We start from the raw sequence: 25,895 nt of genomic DNA, 5'->3' as shown, positions 1-25,895 counted from the left end.
CTAGCGGCTGGGCGCCGGAGACCCAATGCCCCAGATGCAGCGGATCGTGACGGACCACTCCCCACTGGTGAGATCCACGACAACACCGGCGCAGCGCCGCCGCGCATCCCGGACGAGCCGCTCCGGCTGGGTTACCGTCTCTGCGCGGGGAGGGGTTGCCAACCTCGGACAGAGGGGGTGGACGCGGTGACCGGTCCGAAGGCACGGACGAACCGCGCCGCCGCACTGCACCGGCAGGCCGCCGCCACCGCGACCGCCGCCGCCGGAATCCTCGACGACACCCGTCCCGTTCCCGCCGACCAGCACCGCCAGTACGAGCTGGCCGACCGCCTCCGGTCCGCGGCGGCGGTGCTGGCCCCCGGCTGGGCGGGTGCTCCCCTGGAGACGGTCGCCCCGACCGCACCCGCCGGCGAGGGGCCGCCCGCCTTCGTCCGGGTCGGCACGGCGGCGCCGCTGGACGACGCACGCTTCCCCGCGCTGGTGCCGCTGCTCGGCACGGCGCATCTCGCCGTGGACGCCGACGCCCGGGATCCCCGGGTGGCGGGGCTGCTCCGGGCCGTACTGCTGCGGCTGTTGGCGGCGACCCCGGCCGGGGCGCTGCTGGTCCGCGCGGTGGACGCGACGGGTGCGACCCTGGAGCCGTTCGCGGCGCTCGCCGACGCGGGCCTGCTGCCGCCCCCGGCGGTGGACGTCGCGGGTCTGCGGGCCGTGCTCACCGAGGCCGAGCAGTGGGTGGCCCCGGGGGCGAGCGGGCGTCGCCGGCACGACCGGACGCTGCTGCTGGTGATCGCGGCGCTGCCCGACCTGACGGGCCCCACCGAATTGGCCCGGGTGGAAGCGCTGGCCGAGCAGGGCCGGTCCGCAGGGCTGCACCTCGTGGTGGCCGGCTGGCCCCCGGCGGGCCCGTACGCCGACCGTGCCCCGCTGCCGCAGGCGACCACGCTGGCGATCCGCAACGCGTACGCGCTGCTGGGTGATCCGCCGGGCGGGTCGTTCGCGGGGCCCGGCGCGGAGCCTCCGGGCGGGTTGAACTCGCCGGTCTTCGTCGAGGCGGATCCGCCCGGCGACCTCGTCGACGCGGTGTGCCGGCGGTTGGCCGCGCAGGTGGAGGCGGGTTCCCGGCTGGCCCTGACGGACCTGCTGCCGCCGCCCGACGGGGAGTTGTGGACGGCGACCGCGATCGACGGGCTCGCGACGACCGTCGGCGACGCGGGCGGGCGGGCGGTGTCGCTCGGGTTCACCGAGCTGACCCCGCACTGGCTGGTCAGCGGCCGCTCCGGCGCGGGCCGATCCACCTTCCTCACCACGGCGCTGCTCGGTCTGGCCGCCCGGTACGGCCCCGAGGAGCTGGCCCTCTACCTGGTGGACCTCGCCGACGCCGAGTCCTTCGTGGAGTTCCTCCAGACCGAGCGGGACCGGTCGTGGATCCCGCAGGTCCGGGCCGCGGCGATGGCGGCCGACCGGGAGTACGTGCTGAGCCTGCTCGACGAGCTGACAGCGGAGGTGCGCCGCCGCGAGGAGGCCGGCAGCCGGGCGGGCGGGCAGCGCTTCGCCGAGCTGCGGCAGCACCGCGCGATGCCCCGGATCCTCTGCGTGCTGGACAATCTTCCGCTGCTCTTCGCCGAGCGGGACCGGCTGGCCGTGGACGCCGCCGCCCGGCTGGACGCGCTGGCCCGCACGGGGCGCGCGTACGGGGTGCACCTGGTGCTGGCCGGCGAGGGCGACCTGGGGTTGGGCTCGCGTACGGACCGCGACTCGGTGCTGGGGCAGTTCCCGGTGCGGGTGGCGCTGCCCGGCGGGGGCGCGGTGCTGGAGCCGACCAACGACTCGGCGGCGGGGCTGCCGGTGGGCAGCGCGGTGGTGAACACCGCGGGCGGGCTGGGCGGGCCCCGGGGCGCCATCCGGGGGCACGAGCGGATGGTCCGCTTCCCGGACCCGCAGGACCATTCCGACACGGTCGGGCAGCTGCGGCAGCGGCTCTGGTCGGCGCGACCGGAGGGGTCCACCCCGCCGGTGGTCTTCGCCGGTTACGCCCGCCCGCTGCTGCGCAACGATCCGCGGCACCGGGCCGCGCTGGCCGGGCGGGCGCCCGGCCCGGCCGCCCTGCTGGGCCGGGCCGTGGACGTGCCCCGGACCACGGTCGCGGTGCCGCTGGGGCCGGCCCCGGGGCGCAACCTGGCCGTCCTCGGCCCCGGCCTGGAGGCGGCCCGGCTGCTGGCCACGGCGGCGCGCAGCACCGCCGCCCACCACGCGCCGGGGACCGCCCGCTTCGTGCTCGCCGCGCCGGAGGACGACTGCCGGCCGCTGGCCGACGCGCTGGCGGCCGAGCTGGCCGGTCGGCACCCGGTCGAGACGGTGGACGCCGGCGACCTGCTCGCCGCCGTGGACGCCGCCGAGCCGGCGTACCTGGTGGTCTTCGGCCTGGATGTGCCGTCGCCGGAGCAGTTACCCCCGGAGCGGCTGCGCGCGCTGCTGCGGGAGGGCCCGCCCGCCGGGCGGCACCTGCTCGGCCGTTGGCGCACGGCGCCGTCCTTCGCGGCGCTGCTGGAGCCCGACGGCGAGGTCGAGAAGCTCGCGGCCGTGGCGGTGGTGGACCTGCCCGGCGCCCAGCTCGCGTCGGTCTTCGGCCGGCCGGTGGAGTGGCGACCCCGCCCGGGCCGGGCGGCGCTCTGGGACGGGCCGGGTGAGCAGGGCACGGTGCTGGTTCCCTTCGCGGAGCAGGGAGAGCCGACATGACCCGCGGCGGGGCGCGGAGCAGGCCGGCGCACGCCGGACCGGGACGCCAGCGGTCCGCCGGGCCGCCGCCGGGTGGGCCCGACGCGGCGGCGCCGTCGGGGGCCGTCGCGGGCGGCGACCCGGTGTCCGCCGCGTGGACCGACTATCTCGCCGCCGCCCGGCAGCTCGACGGGGTACGCCGGGACGCGGCCACCGCTGCCGGTGAGCAGGCCCGGTCGGTGCAGGCTGCCCGCGAGGAGCTGACCGCCGTCCGCACCCGGCTCGCGGCACAGGAGACCCGGCTGCGCGAGCGGGGCGTACCACCGATCTCGCTGGTCCCGACGCCGCCTGAGCTGACCGAGGCGGCCCGGTCGATGGCGGGCGGGCCGGCCGCGGTGCTGTCCGCGCTCCGCGCCGCCGGGGGCCGCGCGGACGCCGCGGACGCCGCGCTGGCCGCGCGCGGCCTGCCCCGCCTGGCCGCCTGGCCGGCGCGCCCGCGCAACCTGCTGCTGTACGCGCCGCTGGCCCTGCTGGTGCCGCTGATCCAGGTGGCGCTGTTCGTGGCGACCGGTCCCGGGGCGGCGAGCGTGGCGGCGTTGCTCTGCGGACTGCCGATGCCGGCGGTGGCGTTCGCGGCGGGCTGGCTCGGCGTCGGGCGGCTCTTCCCGCCTGCGGAGGGCGGCCGGGTGGACCGCACGGCCCGGCTCGGCGCGCTGGTGTGCCTGGTCCCGGCGGTGCTGGTCAGCGCGGGCCTGCTGCTCGCGATGCTGGCCGGCTGAGCGGGCCGTCGCGTGGCGTCCGGACACGCGACGGCCGGCCGACCCGGAGTGCGGGTCGACCGGCCGGTCGGGTCGGTCGCGGTCAGCGGGGGATGATCAGCGCCATCGCCTCGGCCCGCGACTTGGCGTCGTGCTGGAGCGTGCCCCGCACGGCCGAGGTGATGGTCTGGGCACCCGACTTCTGGATGCCGCGCATCGCCATGCACATGTGCTCACATTCGAGCACCACCACCACGCCGCGCGGCGCGAGCTGCTCCATCAGCAGGTCGGCGATCTGCGAGGTGAGCCGCTCCTGGACCTGTGGCCGGCGGGCGAAGACCTCGACCAGCCGGGCCAGCTTGGACAGGCCGGTGATCCGGCCGTCCGGCCCCGGGATGTAGCCGATGTGGGCGCTGCCCCGGAACGGCAGAAGGTGGTGCTCGCACAGGCTCATCACGTCGATGTCCCGGACCAGCACCAACTCCTGGTGGTTGGCCTCGAACGTGGTGCTGAGCACCTGGGCCGGGTCGACCCGCAGGCCGGCGAAGAGCTCGGCGTACGCGCGGGCCACCCGGGCCGGGGTCTGCTGGAGCCCGTCGCGGTCCGGGTCCTCCCCGACGGCGATGAGAATCTCGCGGACCGCCTTCTCGATCCGCCCGAGGTCCACGGTGTCCTCGACGGGTCGGCCGGTGAGCTTGCCGCTGATCAGGCGCGCGGCCACGTAGTCGAGGTCGCCGTCGGGCTCGGTCGCGGAGACGGCCAGTCCCCGGGCGTCCCGGGGACTGGCCGTCGGGTCGGTGCTCAGTGCGTACCGTCCGAGTTGTTCGAGCTGGTCGAGGTGGTGCCGCCGACCGTCGCCTGGGCGCCGTCGGCCTGGGCCTGCACCTTGAGCGCCTCCTTCTCGGCCGGCGTGAGCACCGGCGGCTCGGTGGAGGGCTGGCGCTTGCCGAAGCCGTTGTACGGCGCCATCGGCGGCCGCTTGGCCACCCGGGCGCAGATCCGGGCCATGTCGGCGGTGGAGAGGGTCTCCTTCTCCATCAGCTCCAGCACGATGTTGTCCAGGACGTCCCGGTATTCCACCAGGATCTCCCATGCCTCGTCGTGGGCCAGCTCGATCAGCGCCCGCATCTCGCCGTCGATCTCGGCGGCGACGGCGTCGGAGTAGTCCCGCTCGTGGCCCATGTTGCGGCCGAGGAACGGCTCGTCGCCGCTGGTGCCGTACTTGATCGCGCCGAGCTTGGAGCTCATGCCGTACTGCGTGATCATCGCGCGGGCCAGCTGGGTGGCCTTCTCGATGTCGTTGCCGGCGCCGGTGGTCGGCTCGTGGAAGACCAACTCCTCGGCGGCCCGGCCACCCAGCGCGTACGCCAGGGTGTCGACCATCTCGGCGCGGGTCTGGGTGTACTTGTCCTCGGTGGGCAGCACCAGGGTGTGGCCCAGCGACCGGCCGCGGGACAGGATCGTCACCTTGTGCACCGGCGCGGCGTGCGGCAGCGCCCAGGCGACCAGCGCGTGCCCACCCTCGTGGTACGCGGTGATCTTCTTCTCCTGGTCGCTCATCACCCGGGTCCGGCGCTGCGGACCGGCGATCACCCGGTCGATCGACTCCTCCAGGGAGTCGTTGGTGATCGCCCGCTGGTCCTTGCGGGCCGTGAGCAGCGCGGCCTCGTTGATGACGTTGGCCAGGTCGGCGCCGCTGAAGCCCGGGGTGCGCCGGGCCACCGAGTCGAGGTCGACGTCGGGGGTGAACGGCTTGCCCTTGGCGTGCACCCGCAGGATCGCCTTGCGGCCCTCCATGTCGGGGGCGTCCACCGGGATCTGCCGGTCGAAGCGGCCCGGGCGCAGCAGCGCCGGGTCGAGGATGTCCGGCCGGTTGGTGGCGGCGATCAGGATGACCCCGCCCTTGGTGTCGAAGCCGTCCATCTCGACGAGTAGCTGGTTGAGGGTCTGCTCGCGCTCGTCGTGGCCGCCGCCCATGCCGGCGCCGCGGTGCCGGCCGACGGCGTCGATCTCGTCGACGAAGACGATCGCCGGGGCGTTCGCCTTGGCCTGCTCGAAGAGGTCGCGGACCCGGCTCGCGCCGACACCGACGAACATCTCGACGAAGTCGGAGCCGGAGATCGAGTAGAACGGCACCCCGGCCTCGCCGGCGACGGCGCGGGCCAGCAGCGTCTTACCGGTGCCGGGCGGGCCGAAGAGCAGCACGCCCTTCGGGATCTTGGCGCCCAGGGCCTGGTACTTCGCCGGGTTCTGCAGGAAGTCCTTGATCTCGTGCAGCTCCTCGACGGCCTCCTCGGCGCCGGCCACGTCCGCGAACGTGGTCTTCGGCGTGTCCTTGGTGATCATCTTCGCCTTGGACTTGCCGAAGTTGAGCACCCGGGAGCCGCCGCCCTGCATCTGCGACATGAAGAAGAGCAGCAGGAGCACCAGCAGGGCGATCGGGAGCAGGTTGACCAGCAGGCTCACCCAGATGCTGTCGGACGACACCTTGGCGTCGGCCGGGCCGGTGACCCGGTTGTTGGCCTTGGCCTCGAGGACCTCGTTCCAGACCTCGTCGCCGACCTCGTAGGGGAACTGCGCCTCGATCCGGTCGGTGGTGGTGTCACCGAACTTGGCCTTGTCCTTCAGGTCGAGCTGGAGCGTCTGCTCCTTGTCCTGGAAGACGACCTTCTCGATGCCGCCCTTGTTGAGCTGGTCGAGCGCGATGGACGTGTCCACCCGGTGGTAGCTGGGACCAGCGGTGAACAGTTGACTGAGCACAACGGCGCCGAGGATGACCAGGATGATCCAGACCACCGGTCGGCGGAAGAAACGCGTACGTTCCATGCTGTTGTCGAGCGCCGAGGCGCCCGCATCCTCCTGATCGACGTCCTGTCCGTCTGATGGTGTCGCCGCCTGCGGCGGCGGCCGGAGCCGCCGTGCGGGCCGACTCGACCCCGAGGCGCGAAGTTTGCCGCGCCGCGGTCATTCGACGGTACACCGTGTGCGCGAGGAGTGAGCTTGCGAGCCCCGCAGTCGCGCACGAACGGAACATCGTGCGCGCGCGGAGCGAGCTCGCGAGCCCAGCAGCTGCGCGTCGGGCGAACCGGGTCCAGCCGACGTGACGGGAGCTCCGCGCCCGGCCGCCCGACCGCCCGTTCCAGCGGTTCGAGGGGCCGGGCGTGGATGATGCCTCCACGCCACCGACCTATACCGTAGTCCGCCTGGCTGAGAGCCCGCTGAACGTCCGCTCGATGGACGCCGATGCGAGAGAGGCTCAGGCCCGGGCGTAGACCTCGGGCTTGAGCACGCCGACGTACGGCAGCTCGCGGTAGCGCTCGTCGAAGTCGAGGCCGTAGCCGACGACGAACTCGGTGGGGATGTCGAAGCCGACGTACTTCACCGGCACCGGCACCTTGACCGCGTCCGGCTTGCGGAACAGCGCGACGACCTCGACGCTGGCCGCCGAGCGGGATTCCAGGTAGCGCAGCAGCCAGGAGAGGGTCAGGCCGGAGTCGACGATGTCCTCGACGACGACCACGTGCCGGCCGGCGATGTCCCGGTCCAGGTCCTTGAGGATGCGGACCACGCCGGAGGAGGTGGTGCCCTGGCCGTAGGAGGAGATGGCCATGAAGTCCAGCTCGGCGGGCGGCCCGTTGCGGCCCAGCGCCCGGGCGAAGTCGGCCATGAACATCACCGCGCCCTTGAGCACGCAGACCAGCAGAAGCCCGTCATCGACGTCGGCGTAGTCCGCCGAGACCTGCTTGGCGAGTTCCGCGGTCTTCTCGCGGATCTGCGCCTCGGAGATGATCACGTGGTCGATGTCGGCGTCGTACCAGGAGCCGTCAGCCATGGCTCCTAGCCTGCCGTACGCCGGATGGCCTCCGTCGGCGGGGCCGCCCCTTTTGGAGCGGTCCCGCACGGGATGAATTACGCGAAGGTCACCAATCACCTCAGCAGGCACGCGACCGCCAGCGGCGGCCGTCGTCGGTCGGCTTCCAGTCGGCCGAGTCCCGGCTGTCGGCGGTGAGGCCGGCGGCCGAGGCCACGGCGAGGAGGAGGAAGAAGAAGAGGAAGAACAGGAACTCCATGGCGGCGCTCGCTTTCGCACGATTGCTGTCGGTTTCGCCGCCGGTGCGCACCGGACTGCACCCAGTCTGCGCCGAGCACGACAGGCCGGACAGTGGCAGGAATGCCACTCCCCCTCGATTTCCTGCCACTCGTTCGGTTACCCTCGTCACATGCTCAGCTCGGTCGCCGTCCTCGCCCTGGACCGGGTCGCCCCGTTCGAGCTCGGCGTCCTCGCCGAGGTCTTCGGCACCGACCGCACCGCCGACGGGTTCCCCGGCTACCGGTTCCACGTGTGCAGCCCCGACGGCGGGCCGGTCCGCACCACGTCGGGCTTCCAGCTGACCCCGCACGCGGACCTCGGGCCGGCGGAGGACGCGGACCTGGTCGCCGTGCCGGCCCACGAGCACGGCTCCACGGTGCCGGCCCCGGTGCTCGACACGCTGCGCCGGGCCGCCGACCGCGGGGCGTACGTGTTCAGCGTCTGCTCCGGAGCGTTCGTGCTGGGCGAGGCCGGCCTGCTCGACGGCCGGGAGTGCACCACCCACTGGCGGTACGTCGACGAACTGCAACGCCGCCACCCGACGGCGAAGGTCCGGTGCAACTCGCTCTACGTGCAGGACGACCGCCTCATCACCAGCGCCGGCACGGCGGCCGGCATCGACGCCTGCCTGCACCTGGTCCGCCAGGAGCACGGCTCGGCGACGGCCACCCGGCTGGCCCGCCGGATGGTGGTCCCCCCGCACCGCGACGGCGGGCAGTCCCAGTACGTCGAGGCCCCCATTCCGAGGACCCCCGAGGCGCCCACCCTGGAGCCGGTGCTGGAGTGGCTGATGGGACACCTGGACCGGCCGGTGACCGTGGACGAGCTGGCCGCCCGGGCCGGGATGGCCCCGCGCACGTTCGCCCGGCGGTTCCGGGCCGAGACGGGCACCACGCCGCACGACTGGCTGACCAACCAGCGGGTGCTGCTGGCCCGCCGGCTGCTGGAGGAGACCCGGCTGAGCGTGGAGGCGGTCGCCGACCGGGCCGGCTTCGGCGACGCGGCGGCGCTGCGGCACCACTTCACCCGCCGCGTCGGCGCCACGCCGCAGAACTACCGGGTCACCTTCCGCGACCGGGTCGGGGTCTGAGCCGCCCTTCCCCCGGGTCCAGCCGCCGCCCGGGCCCGCGCACCGGCCGCCGTCGGCTGACCGGACGCGGTCACCAGCCGCCCATCGCGCCGTCCACCCGGGACTCCGAGCCGGCGACGTAGCCGCCGTCCGGCAGCCGCCAGATCGCCTGCCCGTACCCGAAGACCGCCGGCTCGTCGGCGACGGCGATCTCGTGGCCCCGGACCCGCAGCTCGGCGACCGCCGCTCGGCCCTCGGCGGTGCCGACCAGCTCCGGCTCGACCAGCACCGACCGCCCGGCGTGCCAGTACCAGCGCGGCGCGTCGAGCGCCGCCTGCGGGTCGAGCCCGCCGTCGAGGGTCGCCGACACGAGCTGCACGTGCCCCTGCGGCTGCATGTGGCCGCCCATCACCCCGAACGGCCCCACCGGCCGCCCGTCCCGGGTCAGGAAGCCCGGGGTGATCGTGTGGAACGGCCGCTTCCCCGGCCCCACCGCGTTCGGGTGCGCGGAATCCAGGCGGAACCCGAGCCCCCGGTTCTGCAGGGCGAAGCCGTGCCCGGGCAGCACCACGTGCGAGCCGAAGGCCAGGTAGGTCGACTGGATCAGGCTGACCATCATGCCGCCGGCGTCGGCGGCGCAGAGGTAGACGGTGCCGCCGCGCTCCGGGTCGCCCGCGGTCGGCTCCCCGGCCCGCTCGGTGATCAGCGCCCGGCGGGACGCCGCGTAACCGGGGGAGAGCAGCGCCCGCGTCGGCACGGGCACCCGCTCCGGGTCGGCGATGTGGGCGTGCGCGTCGGCGAAGCCGAGCTTCACCGCCTCGATCTGCCGGTGCAGCCGCTCGGCGAGGGGCAGCGCGGCGAGGTCCGCCCCGTCCAGGATGTGCAACGCCAGCAGCGCGGCCAGGCCCTGCCCGTTCGGCGGCAGCTCCCAGACCTCGTGCCCCCGGTAGCGGGCGGCCACCGGGGCCACCCAGGTCGACCGGTGCCGGGCCAGGTCGTCACCGGTGAGGAGACCTCCGGTGCGGGCCGCGTGGGCGTCGAGCGCCTCGGCGATGCCGCCGGAGTAGAAGTCCTCCGCCCCGGTGGCGGCGATCCGCCGCAGGGTCTCCGCCGCGTCGGGGTTGCGCCAGCGCTCGCCGGGCCGGGGCGCCCGGCCGCCGGGCGCGAACACCCGGCCGAACTCGGCGTACTCCGGCCCGGTCAGGCCGACGTGCGCGGCGAGCGCGCGGGACCAGGTCGCCGCCACGCCCGTGGAGACCGGGTGGCCGTGCTCGGCGTAGCCGATGGCGTCGGCGAAGAGCTCGGCGAAGGGCAGCGAGCCGAACTGGTCGTGCAGGTCCCGCCAGCCCGCCGGCGCGCCGGGCACGGTCACCGGCAGCCAGCCCCGGGCGGGCATCGCCGGCCCCGCCGACTGGGCGCCGCCGAGCGCCTCGACCGGGGTCGCGCCACGCCCGCCGGTCGCGGCGAGCACCAGCTCGCGGGTCAGCGCCGCCGGGGACCGGCCGGAGGCGTTGAGGCCGTGCAGCCGCTCACCGTCCCAGACGATCGCGAAGAGGTCGCCGCCGATGTCGTTGGACGGGGGCTGCACCACGGTGAGGGTGATCGCGGTGGCCAGCGCGGCGTCGACGGCGTTGCCGCCGCGCCGCAGCACCGCCAGGCCGGCCACCGCGGCCAGCGGCTGGCTCGTCGCCACCGCGCCGTGCGGCGCGAAGAGCGGCTGTCGGGGGTACGCCATGCGCCATGTCTACCGCCTCCCGGCGGCTCCCCGCGCCCCCGCGAACGGCGTCGCCGCCCGCCACGTCCCCTCCCGCCCTGCGGTGACAGACCCCGTCAGCGGGGGACGGCGGGGGTGAGCCGGCCGTCGCGGCGGACCACCCGCAGCCCGCCCGGCAGGTACGCCGCCCCCTGCCCCCGCCAGCCGGTGACCAGCGTGTCCAGCGCGGTCACGTGCCGGTACGACAGGGCGGTGGGCGGGGCGCCCAGCTCCCGGGCCCAGGCGTGCAGCACCCGGCCGCGTACCGCCGGCGAGAGGGCGGCCAGGGCACCCACCGAGAGCCCTCCCTCGGGGTGGCGGACGTCGGCCAGCGCGGCGACGGCCAGCTCGTCGAGGACGGCGTTGTCCGCCGCCACCAGCCGGGCCGTCCGGGCCAGGTTGTCCAGCACCCCCGGCCCGAGCGCGCGGACCAGGGCGGGCAGCACGTCGGCCCGCACCCGGGCGCGGGCGTACGAGGGGTCGGCGTTGTGCGGGTCCTCCCACGGGCTCAGCCCGAGCACCGCGCACGCCTTGCGGGTCTGTTCCCGGCCGACCTCCAGCAGCGGGCGCAGCAGGGGCACCCCGTCGAGGTCCCGCCGGGCTGGCATCCCGGCCAGGCCGCGCGGGCCGGCGCCGCGGGCGAGCGCGAGCAGCACCGTCTCCGCCTGGTCGTCGCGGGTGTGCCCGGTGAGCAGCGCCGCCGCCCCGTACCGGCCGGCCACCTCGGCGAGCGCCCGGTAGCGGGCCTCGCGGGCGGCCGCCTCGGGCCCGCCCGGTCGCCCGGCGACGTCGACCCGCACCGACTCGACCGGTGCCAGGCCGATCTCGTGGGCCCACGCCGCCACCGCCGCGGCCCGCTGCGCCGAGCCCTCCTGGAGGCCGTGGTCGACCGTCACCAGGCCGGCGGCGCGACCCAGCCGGGGCGCCACGAACGCGGTCGCGGCGGCCAGCGCGAGCGAGTCCGCCCCGCCCGAGCAGGCGACCAGCACCGGGCCCCCGGGCGGCAGGTCGGCCAGCGCGCGGCGGACCGCCACCCGGATCGCCGCCACCGGCGGGGCGAGCGCGGCCACGGCGTACGGTCAGCCCGTGGCCTGGACCGGGCCGACCGGCCCGTGTACCCGGGCCACCCAGGCGTCCGGGTCGCCGAGTTCCTCCAGCCGGGGCAGGGTGAGCGGCGAACCGAAGATCTTGTTGAAGCCGTCCATGCCGACCCGGTCGACCACCCCGTGCACGAACTTGCGGCCCTCGGCGTACTGGCGCATCTTGACCTCCACGCCGAGCAGCCGGCGGATGGCCTTCTCCAGCGGGTTGCCGGCCTCCCGGCGCCGGTTGAAGCCCGCCCGGATCCGCTCGACGCTCGGGATCACCTCCGGGCCGACGCCGTCCATGACGAACTCGGCATGCCCCTCCAGCAGGGTCATCAGCGCGGTGAGCCGGTCCAGCACGGCCCGCTGCGCCGGGGTCTGCACGATGTCCAGCACGCTGGTGCGGCTCTCCGGGTCCTTCACCGCGTCGGAGAGGGTGGCCACGCCCCGGCGCAGCCGCTCCAGCAGGTGCTCGCCGCCGCTCGACGACGCGTCCACGAAGGCTTGCACCTCGCTGAGGAAGTACGCCCGCATCCAGGGCACGGCGGTGAACTGGGTCCGGTGGGTCACCTCGTGCAGGCAGACCCAGAGCCGGAAGTCGCGGGGATCGGCCTCCAGCTTCCGCTCCACCTCGACGATGTTCGGCGCGACCAGCAGCAACTGTCCGGGGTCGGCGGAGAAGACCTCGTACTGGCCGAGGACCCGGCCGGAGAGGTACGCCAGCACGGTGCCGGCCTGCACGCCGGTCAGCCGGGAGCCGATCGCCTCGGTCAGCGGGCCGGGCTGCTTGTCCTTCGTGAGCCGGCCGACCAGCGGCGTGATCACCTCGCGCAGCCCGGCGATGTTGGCGGCCGCCCAGTCCCGGCGGTCCACCACCCGCACCGGCGGGTGCGACACCTGCGAGCGCAGCCCCGTGTAGTCCGCGACGTGCCCCGCCGCCTCGTCGGTCAACCGCCGCAGGTCACCGACCACGTCGGTGGCCTCGGCGTACGACACCCGGGGGCCCGACTTGCCCAGTGCCCCCGCGGTCGCGGCGGCCAGATCCCAGTCCACGAACTGCGCCATGCACCCACCGTACCCGCGCCGGGACACCCCGGCCCGGGCTCGCGTCGGCGTGATCGACGCCGGCCGCGCCCTGCCCTGTCCCGTCAGCGGCAGCCGCAGCCGGCCAGGGCGGCGCCGATCCGGTCCAGCGCCACCCGGGCGGCCTCCTGGCCGTCCGGCGGCACCTCGTCGGTGAGCACCGCGAACGTGAGCAGCCGCCCGTCGGCGGTGCTGACCACGCCGGCGATCGCGTGCACCCTGGTCAGGGTGCCGGTCTTGGCCCGGACCACCCCGGCGCCGGCCTTCGTCGCCGCCGTGCCGTACCGGTCGGCGAGGGTGCCCGACCAGTCGGCCACGGGCAGGCCGCCGAAGATCGCGGCCAGTTCGGGGCGGCTGCCGTCGCCGGCGAGCGTGATCAGGTCGGTGAGCAGCGAGGGGCTGATCCGGTTGCTGCGCGACAGCCCGCTGCCGTCGGCGAGGGACAGCTCGTCGGCCGGCAGGCCCAGCTCCCCCGCCACGGCGTCCATCGCCGCGCCGGCGCCCTCGAAGGAGGCGGGCTCGTTGCGGGCCAGCGCGACCTGGCGGGCCAGTGCCTCGGCGATGATGTTGTCGCTGTCGCTGATCATGATGTCGACCAGCCGGACCATCGGCAGCGACTCCACCTTGCCCAGCTCGGTGCCGGGCCCGGGCGTGCCGGTCGCGGCGCCGCCGTCCGCCGCGGGTGCGGTGCCGCGCTTCACCGTGTCGGCCGGCACGCCGAGCAGCCGGGCGAAGGCCCGGCCGGCCGCGAGGTCGGGCTGCGCCACCCGCTCGGCCCAGTGGTTGCCGGCCGCGTCGTCCTTCTTGGCGCGCGGGACGTCGCCGCGGGCGCCGTCGGTCATCAGCGCGGTGATCGCGCCGCCGTAGCCGCCGGTGGGGATGTCCTCGTCCCACCCCGGCTCGTAAACGGGGCCGGAGTAGAGCGACGAGTCGACCGTCACCTTCGTCGGCTCCGTGCCACCGAGCGCCGTGCGTACCTGGCCGGCGAGGTCGTCGAGGCGCGCCGCCCCGGGATAGAAACCCTTCTTGTCGACCGCCAGCGTGGGGTCGCCGCCGCCGACGAGCACCACCTCGCCGGGGTTCGGGCCGGCGACCGCCCGGGTCGGGATGCGGTACGCGGGGCCGCGGGCGGCGAGCACCGTCACCCCGGTCACCAGCTTGGTCACCGAGGCGGGCACGGTGCCGTCGTCCTCGCCCCGGCCGAAGAGCGGCTGGCCGGTGGCCACGTCGGCCACCGAGACGTTGACCCGGTCGCCGAGCGCGGACACGCCCACCAGCGGGGCGAGCGCGGCGCGTACCGCCTCGGGGGTGGGCATCGGGGCGTTCGCGTCCGCGCCGGACAGCACCGCCACGGGCGCCGGCTCCGCCGCCTGCGCGGCCCTCCGCTCGGCCGGCTCGTCGCCCAGCCAGTCGGCGACGGGGCCCGGTCGGACCACGGCGATCCCGACGGCGGCGAGCACGAGCACGAGCACCACGGCCAGGGCGACGGGCAGGACCCGGCGGCGCGCCGGGCCGGGCTCCGGGGGCGCGGCCGGGGGCGGGGCGCCCGGGCCGGGCGGTCCGCCGGCGGGGCGGGTCGCGGCGACGGCCCAGAGGTCGGTCGGCCCGGGCGGGGGCGGCTGGTCGTACGCAGCCGGGCCGGCGTCGCCGGGGGACCCGGGCGTGCGGGGAAGGTGGGCGTCGGGCACCGGAAACCGCCCGGTGGCCCCGCCGGAAGCAGATCGGCCGGTCCCCCGTCCAGCACCGCCCTCCGGGCGGTAGTGTGAATCTTCCCTCCCCACGACCCCCTCCTCCCCCCGCGAAATCTGCTTGGGTGACACTACTTCGGTCCGAACACTATGCGGCGGCCGGAGCCGGCGGGTGGGCATTCACCCGACGGGAGCGGCGTGCCGCTGGTTTCCGTTAGCCAGCGTGGGCAACGAGGGAGCGTGCAGATGGATTTCGACGTGACGGTTGAGATCCCGAAGGGTCACCGCAACAAGTACGAGGTCGACCACGCGACCGGCCGGATCCGGCTGGACCGCACGCTCTTCACCTCCACGCAGTACCCGGCGGACTACGGCTTCATCGAGGGCACCCTGGGCGAGGACGGCGACCCGCTGGACGCGCTCGTGCTGGTGCCCGAGCCCACCTTCCCGGGCTGCCTGATCCGGTGCCGCACCATCGGCATGTTCCGGATGACGGACGAGAAGGGCGGCGACGACAAGGTCCTCTGCGTCCCCTACGAGGACCCGCGCCAGGAGCACCTGCGCGACATCCACCACCTCGGCGAGTTCGACCGGCTGGAGATCCAGCACTTCTTCGAGGTCTACAAGGACCTCGAGCCGGGCAAGTCGGTCGAGGGCGCCACCTGGGTCGGCCGGCAGGAGGCCGAGGCGGAGATTGCGGCGTCGTACCGGCGCGCCAAGGAGGCCGAGGAGCGCGGCGAGTCCACGCACTGACCCGCACCGACGTCGAACGGGCCCGGGGGCCGCTCAGCCGAGCAGCCCCCGGGCCCGTTCGTACAGGTCGAGCACCGCGCAGGCGACCGGCACCACGGAGACCACCAGAGCGGTGTCGGCCAGGTCGGCGACCCGACCGACGTACGGGGAGACCGGGCGGCGGGCGTACGTGGTGCCGGCGGCCACCGCCAGCAGGGCCAGCGCCAGCCCGCCGACGACCAGCGCGAGCCGACCGGCCGGACCGGAGCGCTCGGCGAGGACGGCGCCCAGCACGGCGTACCCGGCGAGGCCGGCGACCACGGTCGGCACCCGGTGGCGCAGCGCCACGAACAGCCGGGAGCGGAGCAGCAGCACGGTCGCGGCGACCGCCACCAGCAGCCGGCCGGCGAGCCCGCCGGAGAGGCCGAGGACCAGCGCGGCGGCCACCGCCAGCACGGCGTGCCCGAGCAGCATCCCGGTGAGCATCTCCTCGGTGCGGGCGACCGCCGCGTAGACCCGGTCCCGGTCGGGCAGGTCCCGGGCCCGGTCGGCGTCGCCCGGCTCGCCGGTCGGCAGGGTGATCGGGGGCAGCGGCACCTTGCCGAGCCGGATGGCCAGCAGCGGGACCGCCCCCACGGCGAAGACCAGCACGCAGAGCAGGACCGCCGCCGTCCCGGCCGGGCTGAGCAGCAGGCCGCCGAGCGCCGCCAGCGCGCCGGCGGACCCGGCGGTGGCGCCGGCCACGAAGACCCGGAGCCGGGTGGCGATGCCGACCAGCCCGAGCACCGACACCAGCAGCAGCGCCACCGAGCCGGCCAGCAGCTCGGGCGCCCCGAGCCAGCGCAGGCCGGCGACCGGGCCGACCTGGTCGCCGGAGCTGACCGCCAGGGCGCCCGCGAGGGCCGCGTACGGCAGGGCGTAGCCGCCGAGGGTCGCGCCGGTCGAGGCGTCGCCGTGGGCGCGGGACGCCACCACCCCGGCGAGGGTGAGCAGCAGCGCCACCACGGCGGCGGCCGGCCAGCCGGCCCGGTGCCCGGGCCCGCCGGCCGCCAGGGCGAGCAGCCCGACGGCCAGCGGCACGGCCGCCCCGGCCAGGGCGGCGGCCCGGGTGGCGGCGGGCGACCACGCGCCGCCGCGCCGCCGGGCCCCGTCGGCGATCGCCTCGACCACGTCGTCGTACTCCAGCTCGGGCCACTGCGCGCGGGCCGGCACGAGGTGCAGCACCTCCCCGTCGCGGACGCCCTGCGGCAGCAGCGCCTGCGCGGTGGCCAGCACCGCGCCGTCGGTGCGCCGCAGCACCCAGCCGCCGTGCCGCTCGCCGTCGTCGGCGAGGCCCTCGCCGGCGTGCCGCAGCACCTCGGGCAGCAGCTCGGCCAGGGGCACCTGCTCGGGCAGCGCGACGTCGACCCGCCGCTGGGGGGCGCTGATGGTGACCCGGGCCAGCCCGATCGTCATCGACTGATCTCCATATCGCGCGGGGTTGGTGGCTGCGCGGACGACAGGACTTTACCTACCATGAGCCAGGCTCGGGTTACCGAGCGCTGTCAGGAGGGTCGAGTGTCCACTGTCGTCATCAAGCGGCCGCCCCGGCGCCCGGCGCCGGAGATCCCGGTCGGCGAGCTGCCGGTGGACGCGCCCCCGGAGATCCCCGCCGTCGCCGGCGGGCGCTGGCAGCAGCTGCTCATGGTGCTGCCGATGCTCGGCGGCACGGTGGCGATGGCGATGATGTTCGGCCGCGGCGGCGGCGCCTACTCGTACGTGGTCGGCGGGATGTTCGGGCTCTCCTCGCTGGCCATGCTGGTGACCTCGTGGGGCAGCGCCTCGGGCACCCCGAAGAAGTCCGAGATGATGGCCGCCCGGCGGGACTACCTGCGGCACCTGACGGCGCTGCGCCGCCGGGTCCGGCACACCGCCGGGCAGCAGCGCGCCGGGCTCTACTACCGGCACCCGGATCCCGGCCGGCTCTGGTCGACGGTCGACAGCCACCGGGTCTGGGAGCGGCGCCCCACCGATCCCGACTTCGCGGTGGTCCGGGTCGCCGTCGGCCCGCAGACCCTGGCGACCCCGCTGGTCCCCCCGGTCACCCGCCCGCTGGAGGAACTGGAGCCGATGACGGCGGGCGCGCTGCGCCGGTTCCTGGACGCGTACTCCGTGGTGCCCGACCTGCCGGTGGCGCTCTCGCTGCGCAGCTTCGCCCGGGTCTTCGTCCGGGACGCCACCGGCGGTCCGGGCGACGGGTCGGCCGGCCAGGCGCTGGCCCGGGCGATGCTCGCCCAGCTCGCGGTCTTCCACGCCCCGGACGAGCTGCTCGTCGCGGTCTGCGCCGGGCCGGAGCGGCGGGCCGCCTGGGAGTGGGTCAAATGGCTGCCGCACGCCCACCACCCCACCCGCACCGACGCCCTCGGCCCGGTGCGGCTGGTCACCAGCGCGGCGGCCGAGCTGGAACGGCTGCTCGACGAGGTGCTGGCCAGCCGGTCCCGGTTCAGTCCGGCCGGGCCCGCCACCGACGGCCCGCACGTGGTGGTGGTGCTCGACGGGGGCGACCTGACCGGCGCCACCGACCTGACCGGGGACGGCGGCATCGACGCGGTGACGGTGATCGACCTGGACACCCCGCCGCCGCGCCTGCTGGACCGGTTCGCGCTGCTGCTGGAGCTGCGCCACGGCCGGCTGCACTCCCACTCCGCCGAGGGGCACGCCGAGGTGGGCACGGCGGACCGGCTCGACCCGGTCGACGCCGAGGCGATCGCCCGGCGGCTGGCCCCGCTGCGGCTGGCCACCGCCGTACGCGGCCCGGACGCCCCGCCGGGCGCCGAGCCGGGCCTGCCCGAGCTGCTCGGTCTCGGCGACCCGGCGGGCTTCACCGCCGAGCAGGGCTGGGCGCCCCGCTCCGCCCGGGAGCGGCTGCGGGTGCCGATCGGGGTGGGCGCCGACGGCGGCGCCATCGAGCTGGACCTCAAGGAGTCGGCGCAGGACGGGATGGGGCCGCACGGCCTGCTGATCGGGGCGACCGGCTCCGGCAAGTCGGAGCTGCTGCGCACGCTGGTGCTCGGGCTGGCCGCCACGCACAGCTCGGAGCAGCTCAACTTCGTGCTGATCGACTTCAAGGGCGGCGCCACGTTCGCCTCCTTTGACCGGCTCCCGCACACCGCCGCGGTGATCACCAACCTGGCCGACGCGCTCCCGCTGGTCGACCGGATGGTCGACGCGATCAACGGCGAGCTGGTCCGCCGCCAGGAGCTGCTGCGCCGGGCCGGCAACTTCGCCAGCCTGCGCGACTACGAACGCGCCCGCGCCGCCGGCACCCCGCTCGCCCCGTTGCCGTCGCTGCTGCTGATCTGCGACGAGTTCTCCGAGCTGCTCTCGGCTAAGCCCGACTTCATCGACCTCTTCGTGCAGATCGGCCGGCTGGGCCGGTCGCTCGGCGTACACCTGCTGCTGGCCTCGCAGCGGCTGGAGGAGGGGCGGCTGCGCGGGCTGGACACCCACCTGTCGTACCGGATCGGGCTGCGGACCTTCTCCGCGCTGGAGTCCCGGACGGTGCTCGGCGTGCCGGACGCGCACGAGCTGCCCCGCTCCCCTGGGCACGGTTACCTGCGCTTCGGCACCGAGCCGCTGGTGCGGTTCAAGGCCGCGTACGTCTCCGGGGCGCTCCGCCGACGCGGCGCGGCACCGGGCGCGGGCGGCGCGGGAGCCCCGCGCCTGCTCGCCTTCTCCACGCACCTCGTGCCGAAGCCGGAGCCGGTCGGGCCGCCCGCGCTGCCCGCCTCGGCCGACGAGGGCGACACCGGGAGCCTGCTGGAGCTGATGGTCGACCGGCTGGCCGGCCAGGGCCCGCCCGCGCACCAGGTCTGGCTGCCCCCGCTCGGGCGGGCGCCGGCGCTGGACGAGCTGCTCGGGCCGGTCGCCGCCGACCCGGCGCGCGGGCTCGCCTTCGGCAACCCGGAGCTGCACGGCGCGTTGCAGGTGCCGGTGGCGGTGGTCGACAAGCCCTTCGAGCAGCGCCGCGACCTGCTCTGGTTGGCGCTGGAGGGCGCCGCCGGGCACGTCGCGGTCGTCGGCGGGCCGCAGAGCGGCAAGTCGACGGCGCTGCGCACGCTGATCTGCGCGCTGGCGCTCACCCACACCCCGGCCGAGGTGCAGGTCTACTGCCTCGACTTCGGCGGCGGCGGGCTGGCCGCGCTGCGCGACCTGCCGCACGTCGGAGGCGTCACCGGCCGCGCCGACCCGACGGCCGTCCGGCGTACGGTCGGCGAGATCGCCACCCTGCTGGTCGACCGGGAACGCCGCTTCGCCGAGCTGGGCGTGGAGTCGATGGCCGCCTGGCGACAGCGGCGGGCCGCGGCGGCCGGCACCGGCCAGCCGGGCGCCGACCCGTTCGGCGACGTGTTCCTGGTGGTGGACGGCTGGACCACCCTGCGCGGCGAGTACGACGACCTGGAGCCGCTCGTCACCGACCTGGCCACCCGCGGCCTGTCGTACGGGGTGCACGTGGTGGCGACGGCGGTGCGCTGGCTGGACTTCCGGCCGGCGATCCGGGACCTCTTCGGTTCCCGGCTGGAGCTGCGCCTCGGCGACCCGTCCGACTCGCTGGTGGCCCGCCGGGCGGCGACGAACGTGCCGGAGAAGACCCCCGGCCGGGGCGTCACCGCGGAGAGCCTGCACTTCCTCACCGCGCTGCCGCAGCTGGCCGCCTCCGGCGGGGACACCACCGATCTCGTCAAGCAGGTCGCCGGGAGCTGGACGGGGCCGGCCGCGCCCCCGGTGCGGCTGCTGCCGCCGGTGCTCCCGTACGCCGAGCTGGACCTGGCCTCGACCACCGGCCTGCGCATCCCCGTCGGGATTGCCGAGGCGGACCTGCGCCCGGTGGTGCTGGACTTCGCCACCGAGCCGCACTTCGTGGTCTTCGGCGACGCCGAGTGCGGCAAGTCGTCGTTCCTGCGCGCGCTGGCCACCTCGATCATCACCCGGTTCACCCCCGAGCAGGCCCGGGTGATCCTGGTCGACTACCGGCGCAGCCTGTCGGACCTCACCGAGGCGCCACACCTGATCGGGTACGGCTCCGCCGCGGCGCACACCACCGAGCTGATCGATTCGGCCGCCGGCTACATGCACGGCCGGGCTCCCGGGCCGGAGGTCACCCCCGCGCAACTGCGGGAGCGGTCGTGGTGGTCCGGGCCGGAGCTGTTCGTGCTCGTGGACGACTACGACCTCGTCGCCGGCGGGCCGGCCAACCCGCTGCGCGCGCTGGAGGAGCACCTGCCGCACGCCCGGGACGTGGGGCTGCACCTGGTGCTCGTCCGGCGCTCCGGCGGCGCCGGCCGGGCCCAGTACGAGCCGATCGTGCAGCGCCTCCGCGAGCTGTCCACGGCCGGGCTGGTGATGGCGGGCAGCCCGGACGAGGGGGCCCTGGTCGGCCCGGTCCGGCCCGGTCCGCTGCCCCCGGGACGCGGCCGGCTCGTCACCCGGCGCGAGGGCGTACGGCTGGTCCAGCTGGCGTATCTGCCGTCGCCGTGACGGGTGTCCCCGGATCGCCCCGCAAGGCCGCGGGGAACCGGTAATCTCCGATCGTCATGTTTGCGTCTGGGATGAACGGCTTGAGGATGTGACCACGGTGCGGCACAGCTGTCCGCCGGCGGGCCGGCGGATCGCCGGACGCGCGTTGCTCGGGGTGGCGGCCGCCGTCGCCTCGGTTGCCGGTCCGGTCGCCCCGGCCGACGCCGCCCCCCGACCGGTCGCCGCCGCCCAGCCGGCCGCCGCCGTCCCGGTGCCGCTCGCGCCCACGGACAGCCAGAGCCGCCCCGACCAGATCCGCGACGAGCAGTGGCAGCTCGACGCGTTGCAGGCGAAGGCGGCCTGGCGCAGCTCGACCGGGCGCGGGGTCACCGTCGCGGTGATCGACTCCGGGGTGGACGCCTCCCACCCCGACCTGGCCGGCCAGGTGCTGCCCGGCCTCGACCTGGTCGACCCCGGAGGCTCCGCCGACGAGCCCGACCCGGTCGGCCACGGCACGACCGTGGCCGGGCTGATCGCCGGGCGGAACGACGACAAGCGCGGCGCGGTGGGCCTCGCGCCGGACGCCCGGATCCTTCCGGTCCGCGTCCTCGACGCCGAGAACCGCTACGACGACGCGATGATCGTCGCCAAGGGTGTGCGCTGGGCCGTGGACAACGGCGCCCAGGTGATCAACCTGTCCCTCGGCGGCAGCGGCGACAGCGCCGCCCTGGCCGCCGCGATCGACTACGCCTTCGCCCGGGACGTGGTGGTGATCGCCTGCACCGGCAACGTGGCCGCCTCGTCCAGCTCAGAGGTCTGGTACCCGGCCCGGGAGCCCGGCGTGATCGCGGTCGCCGGGCTGGACCGCGACAGCGACGACCTCTGGTCCGGGTCGATCACCGGGCAGGCCACGGCGCTCGCCGCCCCGGCCACCGGCCTGGTCGGGGCCCGCCCCGGCGGCTACTGGCGCGTGCAGGGCACGAGCTTCGCGGCGCCGCTGGTCGCCGCCACCGCCGCGCTGGTGCGGGCCCGCTACCCGCAGCTGTCCGCCGGCGACGTGGTGAACCGGCTGCTGACCACCGCCCGCGACATCGGCCCGACCGGTCGGGACGACCGCTTCGGGTACGGCCTGGTCGACCCGGTCGCCGCGCTGGACGCCGAGGTGACCCCGGTGGGCCGCAACCCGCTCGACGACCAGTCCTCGCCAGGCGTCGTCGGGTTCGGTCCCGCGCCCGGCTCGGCGCAGGCCGACGTCTCCGGGGCCGGCAGCGACCAGCTCGGCTTCACGGTGCCGCGCGGGCAGACCCGCTGGGCGGCGCAGCCGGCGGGCACGCACGAGGAGGCCACGCCGGAGCGGCTCTGGACCGGGGCCGCCCTCTTCGTCGCCCTGCTCACCGGGGCGGCGCTGATGGTGCGCCGGTTCCGCCAGTGGACCCCGCTGGCCGCCCCGCGTCGCCCGGCCAGGGTGGAGCGCCGCCCGCCCGCGAGCTGAGCCGGCGGGCGAGTTGGCAGTCCGAGCCGGCGGGTTGGGGCGGCGGCCCCGAGCCGACGGTTTGGGGCGGCGACCGGGCCGACCGACCAGCACCCGCACGGCGAGGGCGATCCGACTGCCCGGTCCGCGTCTGACCGGCCCGTGTCCCGGGTAGAACAGATGCCATGAGCACGTTGGGCCCGCGTACCCTCGCCGCGCCGCCGCGACCCTCGTGGCGCAGCCGCCGCCTGCACCCGGACCACTCCCGCGGCCTGCGGCTCACCCTCGCCGTCGGGGCCGCGTTCCTGGTGGTGGTGCCGTTCACGCTGCTGGCGCTCCTGGTCCTGGGAGACTGGCCCCCGCTGCGCCGGCTGGACACGGCGGTGACCGACGCGCTGGCCGGCTACGCCGCCGACCACCCGGCGTGGGTACGCCTGATGTCCCTCTGGACCGACGTGTTCGCCCCGATGCCGCTGCGTGTCGGCGCACTGGTCCTGGTCCTCTGGCTGGTGGGGCGGGGGGCCCGGCAACTGGCGGTCTGGGTCGCCGTCACGATGACGGTGGGCGGCCTGCTCAGCCCACTGCTCAAGCTGCTCTTCGGCCGGTCGCGGCCCGACCTGCCCGACCCGGTGGCCCAGGCGCCCGGCCTGGCCTTCCCGTCGGGGCACGCGCTCAACGCCGCCCTGGCCGCCGGGGTGCTGCTGGTGGTGTTCCTCCCGCACGCCGGGCCGGTCGCCCGCCGGGTGGTGGTCGCGGCCGCGCTGCTGCTCGCCCTGGTGACCGGCTTCAGCCGGGTCGCCCTCGGCGTGCACTGGACCAGCGACGTGCTGGCCGGCTGGCTCCTCGGCGTGGCCGTGGTCGCCGCGACCGCCGCCGCCCTCACCGTCTGGCGGGCCACCCCGCCCGGCCGCCCGGCCCGACGCGGTCCGCGCCCGCCGGGCGCGGACCGCGCGGGACGGCCGGCAGAGCCCGGCCCAGCGGGCGCCGACCGCCGGGAACGGCCGTCAGGGCATGGGCCGGCGCGCGCCGGGCGCCCGGGACCGCCGTCGGAACCCGGGCCGGCGGGCGGTGCGGCACCGCGCTGACGGTTCTCCGCGCCGACGCCGACCGGAGACCACGCGACTGCCTCCCGTCGCCCCCGCGACCCGGCGGGCAGCGGTCAGGTGCACTCGCCGGTGCCGACGGCGCGGGTGCGCTCGGCGCCGGCCAGGGCGACCGGGCGGGCCTCGGCCGCGGTCACCGCGAACCCGGTGTTCGGGTCGTCGGCCGCCGCCGCGAAGATCACCCCGAGGACCAGCCCGTTCGACGAGACCAGCGGGCCGCCGGAGTTGCCGCTCTGCACGAGCGCCCGGATCGTGTAGATCTCCCGGGTCACGTCGCCGGCGGAGTAGATGTCCGGCCCGGTGATCCGGTCGACGTCCCGGACCCGCGCCGACTGGGCGTTGTACGGCCCGTCGAGCGGGAAGCCCAGCACGATGGCGTCCGCGCCGCTACCCGCGTTGCCGGCGGCGAAGCGCATCGAGGGGCCGGGCAGCCCGGGCACGTGCAGCACGGCCAGGTCCCGGTCGGGGTCGTAGACGACCACCTTGCTGTCGTACCGGTCGCCGTTCAGCTCGACGACCGTGGAGCGGGTGCCGGCGACGACGTGCGCGTTGGTCATGACCCGGTCGTCCGCGTAGACGAAGCCGGAGCCCTCGATGCGGCGCGAGCAGCTCGGGGCGGAGCCGAGCACCTTGACGACCGACCGCTGGCTGTTGACCACCACCTGCGACCCGGCGAGCGCCGGGTCGGGCGGGGACACCTGCCGGGCGCGGGTGGGCGCCAGGTCGCCGAAGACGTCGGGGAAGCCGTTGGTGTCGACGGTGTCCCGCAACGCCGTGGAGAGCTGCTGCGCCTGGTCCGGCAGGACCCGGTCCACCACGGTGAGCAGCGCGCTGTTGCGGACCGAGGAGGCCAGCCAGGGCAGCGACGACGAGCCCAGCGGCACCGCGACGAGCCAGGCGACCAGCAGCACGGCGAAGAGCGAGACGAACGCCCCGCCGACGTCGTCGGCCCGCCTGCCCACGTCGCTGGTGATCACCTTGCGCAGGTGGGAACCGACCCAGCCGGCGAGCGCCTGGCCGACCACCGCCAGCCCGAAGACCGCCACCAGGGAGATCAGTACGCGGGTGCCGCTGTCGACGAACTGCTGCGCCAGCAGCGGCCCGACCTGGAGACCCACCAGCGCGCCCAGGAAGAAGCCGCTGAACGACAGCACCCCGATGACGAAGCCCTGGCGGTATCCGCTGATCGCGAACACGAGCATGAGCAGCAGCAGTACGAGATCCACGGCGGACACGCGTCAAGCGTACGGGCACCCGGCCCGCGGAATGACCATCGCGTGCGGAAGGTGACCGTCCGTTCAGCGCACCGGAGTCTCGTCCACCGCGTCCGTGCCGGCCGAGGGCGCCGGGGTGGCCCCGGTCGGCGGCAGGTCGACGACCCGGTCGCGCGGCCACGGGCGGGCCCAGCCGCCCATCTCCAGCAGGGCGGCCAGGACCCCGGCGGTGAAGCCCCAGACGAGCATCCCGCGCGCCGAGAACGCCGGGCCGATCCAGCCGCTCGGGTGGCGTACGCGCATCCGGTTCTCCGGGTCGACCAGCTCGCTGACCGGCAGCCGGGCCACGTGCGCCACCTCGGCCGGCTCCCGGGGGTGCACCGGGTGCGGGGCGTGCCACCAGGCGAGCACGGGGGTGACCACGAAGTCGCTGACCGGGATCCAGAGCTTCGGCAGCTCCGCCAGGACGGTGACGCTGGCCGGGTCGAGGCCGACCTCCTCGTTGGCCTCGCGCAGCGCGGTCGCCAGGGCGTCCGCGTCCTCCGGGTCGGCCGCGCCGCCGGGGAAGGCCGGCTGGCCGGCGTGGTTGCGCAGGGTGGCCGCCCGCTGGAGGATCAGCACGTCCGGGCCGGCGCCGGGCTCCTCGCCGAGCAGCACCAGCACGGCGCTCTCCCGCCCGCCGGTCTCCGGGGTGGCCAGCCTGGTGAAGTCCTCGCTGCGCGCACTGCCGAGCCGGGCGAGCAGCGGGTCGAGCCAGCCCGGCGGCTGTCGGCTCACGCCGGCACCTCCGCGCCCCACCGCGCCCACCGGCGGCGCACGCCCGCACCTGCCCGCCTGCGGCTCACGCCGGCACCGTCAGGCCGAGGTGCTGCCGGACCAGTTCCGCCAGGCGGGCGTCGTCGAGCGTGCCGGAGGAGTCGACGTGCCGGACGTTGCCCTGCCCGTCGACGAAGACGGTCAGGGGGATGGCCTTGCGCCTCAGCTCCTGCTTCAGCCGCTCGCCCCGGTCGACCAGCACCGGGAAACGGATCCCGAAGTCCTCGCCGATGGCCTGGGCACCCTCGCGGCTGTCCCCGCTGTTCACCCCGATCACCCGGAGCTGGCCGGCGGCCCGGTCGCTGAGCCGCTGGAAGGCGGGCAGCTCGTCGCGGCAGGGCGGGCACCAGGACGCCCAGACGTTGACCACGGCCGGGCCGCGCAGCTCCCGGAGGGCGACCGGCGCGCCGCCGGTGAAGCAGTCCAGCGTCAGGCCGGGCAGCACCTGCCCCGCACCCCCGGACGCCGACGCCGGAGCGCCGGACGCGGGCGGGGTGCCGAGCGCCGAGCAGTCCTGGAACGGCGACGGCCGGTTCGCGGCGGCCTCCTGCCGGCCGGTCGGGCCGCTCTCCTTCTCGGTGCCGTTGCCGGCGGTGCACCCGCCCACGGCCAGCAGCACGGGCACGAGCAGGGCGGCGAGTCGGCGGTTCATCCGTTCACCCTGGTCCGCGACTGCGGGGCTCGCAACACCGGCTCACTCCTCGCGCTCATCGGTTCACCGTGGTTCGCGACTGCGGGGCTCGCAACACCGGCTCACTCCTCGCGCTCATCGGTTCACCGTGGTTCGCGACTGCGGGGCTCGCAACACCGGCTCACTCCTCG

Annotated in this window: 18 protein-coding genes and 1 pseudogene; 7 read left to right on the top strand and 12 right to left on the bottom strand. The window is 75.9% G+C overall.

What is annotated here, in order from left to right; translation table 11 throughout:
- Positions 1 to 177 precede the first annotated feature (177 nt).
- Complete coding sequence (locus ABZ793_RS13425; RefSeq protein ID WP_357456524.1) at positions 178 to 2,736, top strand: FtsK/SpoIIIE domain-containing protein; 2,559 nt, start codon at positions 178 to 180, stop codon at positions 2,734 to 2,736.
- The gene (locus ABZ793_RS13420) at positions 2,733 to 3,494 is read left to right on the top strand and encodes a hypothetical protein (protein ID WP_357456522.1); all 762 of its coding nucleotides are present in this window, start codon (positions 2,733 to 2,735) and stop codon (positions 3,492 to 3,494) included. The genes ABZ793_RS13425 and ABZ793_RS13420 overlap by 4 nt, the downstream gene beginning before the upstream one ends.
- A gap of 82 nt (positions 3,495 to 3,576) precedes the next feature.
- Here the strand turns inward: ABZ793_RS13420 and folE are convergent, their stop codons facing one another.
- The 4 genes from folE to ABZ793_RS13400 form a co-directional block, all read right to left on the bottom strand.
- Complete coding sequence (gene folE, locus ABZ793_RS13415; RefSeq protein ID WP_350709631.1) at positions 3,577 to 4,236, bottom strand: GTP cyclohydrolase I FolE; 660 nt, start codon at positions 4,234 to 4,236, stop codon at positions 3,577 to 3,579.
- A gap of 38 nt (positions 4,237 to 4,274) precedes the next feature.
- Entirely contained in the window at positions 4,275 to 6,299 is a 2,025-nt protein-coding gene (gene ftsH, locus ABZ793_RS13410; RefSeq protein ID WP_350709450.1) for an ATP-dependent zinc metalloprotease FtsH, read from the bottom strand.
- A gap of 430 nt (positions 6,300 to 6,729) precedes the next feature.
- The gene (gene hpt, locus ABZ793_RS13405) at positions 6,730 to 7,305 is read right to left on the bottom strand and encodes a hypoxanthine phosphoribosyltransferase (RefSeq protein ID WP_357456518.1); all 576 of its coding nucleotides are present in this window, start codon (positions 7,303 to 7,305) and stop codon (positions 6,730 to 6,732) included.
- A 100-nt stretch (positions 7,306 to 7,405) separates the two neighbouring features.
- Complete coding sequence (locus ABZ793_RS13400; protein ID WP_357456516.1) at positions 7,406 to 7,543, bottom strand: hypothetical protein; 138 nt, start codon at positions 7,541 to 7,543, stop codon at positions 7,406 to 7,408.
- Between the two features lie 150 nt (positions 7,544 to 7,693).
- Here ABZ793_RS13400 and ABZ793_RS13395 point away from each other — a divergent pair, with 150 nt between their 5' ends.
- Positions 7,694 to 8,653, top strand: a complete 960-nt coding sequence (locus ABZ793_RS13395; protein ID WP_357456512.1) for a helix-turn-helix domain-containing protein — start codon at positions 7,694 to 7,696, stop codon at positions 8,651 to 8,653.
- A 70-nt stretch (positions 8,654 to 8,723) separates the two neighbouring features.
- Here ABZ793_RS13395 and ABZ793_RS13390 read toward each other — a convergent pair whose 3' ends face one another.
- From ABZ793_RS13390 to dacB, 4 genes are all read right to left on the bottom strand, one after another.
- On the bottom strand, positions 8,724 to 10,367 hold the full coding sequence (locus tag ABZ793_RS13390; RefSeq protein ID WP_357456509.1) for a gamma-glutamyltransferase family protein: 1,644 nt from the start codon (positions 10,365 to 10,367) through the stop codon (positions 8,724 to 8,726).
- A 95-nt stretch (positions 10,368 to 10,462) separates the two neighbouring features.
- Positions 10,463 to 11,455 (bottom strand): tRNA lysidine(34) synthetase TilS, encoded by a 993-nt coding sequence (gene tilS, locus ABZ793_RS13385; RefSeq protein ID WP_357456506.1) that lies wholly within the window; start codon positions 11,453 to 11,455, stop codon positions 10,463 to 10,465.
- A 9-nt stretch (positions 11,456 to 11,464) separates the two neighbouring features.
- A complete protein-coding gene (locus tag ABZ793_RS13380) occupies positions 11,465 to 12,535 on the bottom strand; it encodes a zinc-dependent metalloprotease (RefSeq protein ID WP_357456503.1) in 1,071 nt (356 codons plus the stop codon).
- Positions 12,536 to 12,618: 83 nt separating this feature from the next.
- On the bottom strand, positions 12,619 to 14,046 hold the full coding sequence (dacB, locus tag ABZ793_RS13375; RefSeq protein WP_357456590.1) for a D-alanyl-D-alanine carboxypeptidase/D-alanyl-D-alanine-endopeptidase: 1,428 nt from the start codon (positions 14,044 to 14,046) through the stop codon (positions 12,619 to 12,621).
- Between the two features lie 441 nt (positions 14,047 to 14,487).
- On the opposite strand from dacB, the gene ABZ793_RS13370 reads away from it, so the two are divergent.
- Positions 14,488 to 14,994 carry an inorganic diphosphatase gene (locus ABZ793_RS13370; protein ID WP_091107853.1) on the top strand — a complete coding sequence of 169 codons (507 nt, stop codon included), beginning with the start codon at positions 14,488 to 14,490 and terminating at the stop codon, positions 14,992 to 14,994.
- A 33-nt stretch (positions 14,995 to 15,027) separates the two neighbouring features.
- Here the strand turns inward: ABZ793_RS13370 and eccD are convergent, their stop codons facing one another.
- A complete protein-coding gene (gene eccD / locus ABZ793_RS13365) occupies positions 15,028 to 16,428 on the bottom strand; it encodes a type VII secretion integral membrane protein EccD (protein ID WP_357456498.1) in 1,401 nt (466 codons plus the stop codon).
- 102 nt (positions 16,429 to 16,530) lie between these two features.
- Here eccD and eccCa point away from each other — a divergent pair, with 102 nt between their 5' ends.
- The 3 genes and pseudogenes from eccCa to ABZ793_RS13350 form a co-directional block, all read left to right on the top strand.
- Complete coding sequence (gene eccCa / locus ABZ793_RS13360; RefSeq protein WP_357456495.1) at positions 16,531 to 20,490, top strand: type VII secretion protein EccCa; 3,960 nt, start codon at positions 16,531 to 16,533, stop codon at positions 20,488 to 20,490.
- Between the two features lie 97 nt (positions 20,491 to 20,587).
- Positions 20,588 to 21,961, top strand: a complete 1,374-nt coding sequence (gene mycP, locus ABZ793_RS13355; RefSeq protein WP_357456492.1) for a type VII secretion-associated serine protease mycosin — start codon at positions 20,588 to 20,590, stop codon at positions 21,959 to 21,961.
- A 164-nt stretch (positions 21,962 to 22,125) separates the two neighbouring features.
- A pseudogene (locus ABZ793_RS13350) lies at positions 22,126 to 22,845 on the top strand (phosphatase PAP2 family protein); the annotation flags it as partial.
- A 254-nt stretch (positions 22,846 to 23,099) separates the two neighbouring features.
- On the opposite strand, the gene ABZ793_RS13345 reads toward ABZ793_RS13350, so the two are convergent.
- The 3 genes from ABZ793_RS13345 to ABZ793_RS13335 form a co-directional block, all read right to left on the bottom strand.
- Complete coding sequence (locus ABZ793_RS13345; RefSeq protein ID WP_357456489.1) at positions 23,100 to 24,278, bottom strand: MarP family serine protease; 1,179 nt, start codon at positions 24,276 to 24,278, stop codon at positions 23,100 to 23,102.
- Positions 24,279 to 24,341: 63 nt separating this feature from the next.
- The gene (locus ABZ793_RS13340) at positions 24,342 to 25,034 is read right to left on the bottom strand and encodes a CoA pyrophosphatase (RefSeq protein WP_350709469.1); all 693 of its coding nucleotides are present in this window, start codon (positions 25,032 to 25,034) and stop codon (positions 24,342 to 24,344) included.
- A 64-nt stretch (positions 25,035 to 25,098) separates the two neighbouring features.
- Positions 25,099 to 25,725, bottom strand: a complete 627-nt coding sequence (locus ABZ793_RS13335) for a TlpA disulfide reductase family protein (RefSeq protein WP_357456486.1) — start codon at positions 25,723 to 25,725, stop codon at positions 25,099 to 25,101.
- Positions 25,726 to 25,895: the final 170 nt, after the last annotated feature.

Origin of the sequence: Micromonospora sp. NPDC047465 (assembly GCF_040643125.1) — a bacterium.
Lineage (GTDB): Bacteria > Actinomycetota > Actinomycetes > Mycobacteriales > Micromonosporaceae > Micromonospora.
This window is presented reverse-complemented; position numbering and strand designations above follow the sequence as displayed.